The 424-nt window shown below is 51.2% G+C and carries 2 protein-coding genes; one reads left to right on the top strand and one right to left on the bottom strand.

What is annotated here, in order from left to right:
- Positions 1-114 precede the first annotated feature (114 nt).
- Complete coding sequence (locus CWB72_RS21245; RefSeq protein WP_436409871.1) at positions 115-204, bottom strand: HvfA family oxazolone/thioamide-modified RiPP metallophore; 90 nt, start codon at positions 202-204, stop codon at positions 115-117.
- Between the two features lies 1 nt (position 205).
- Between CWB72_RS21245 and CWB72_RS20690 the strand changes: the two genes are divergently transcribed.
- Complete coding sequence (locus CWB72_RS20690) at positions 206-370, top strand: hypothetical protein (RefSeq protein WP_171037378.1); 165 nt, start codon at positions 206-208, stop codon at positions 368-370.
- Positions 371-424: the final 54 nt, after the last annotated feature.

A 424-nucleotide genomic window follows, 5' to 3' on the forward strand; every position in this document is an offset into this window, starting at 1 on the left:
CCCCCCCACCCACCCCACCCAACCCCACAACCCCCCCCCCCCCCCAACCCATCCCACCCCCCCCCCACCCCCCCCGCGCCCGCGACTTTTTATTACCCCTGACGTCGCCAGATGTTAAGCTTTGCCACCACATTTGCCTTCGCCGCACTTGCCTTCTTTTTTAGCTTTGCCACCACATATACCAACACCGACGTTGACGTAAATATTGTATTATACGCAAGAGATCTCTGATGCGGCCGTAACATATAAAATATATTTGAGGGGGGTGGGGGGGTGGGGGGGGGGGGGGGGGGGGGGGGGGGGGGCGGGGGGGAGAGAGAGTGTGAAAAGAGATAAATGGGATATAAAAAATAGAATTAAGGGGAACTAAAAAAAAAGTGAAAAAAACAATCATTAAAAAAAAAAAAAAAAAGAAAAAAAGTAA

The organism is Pseudoalteromonas phenolica (assembly GCF_005886345.1).
Classification (GTDB): Bacteria; Pseudomonadota; Gammaproteobacteria; order Enterobacterales; family Alteromonadaceae; genus Pseudoalteromonas; species Pseudoalteromonas phenolica_A.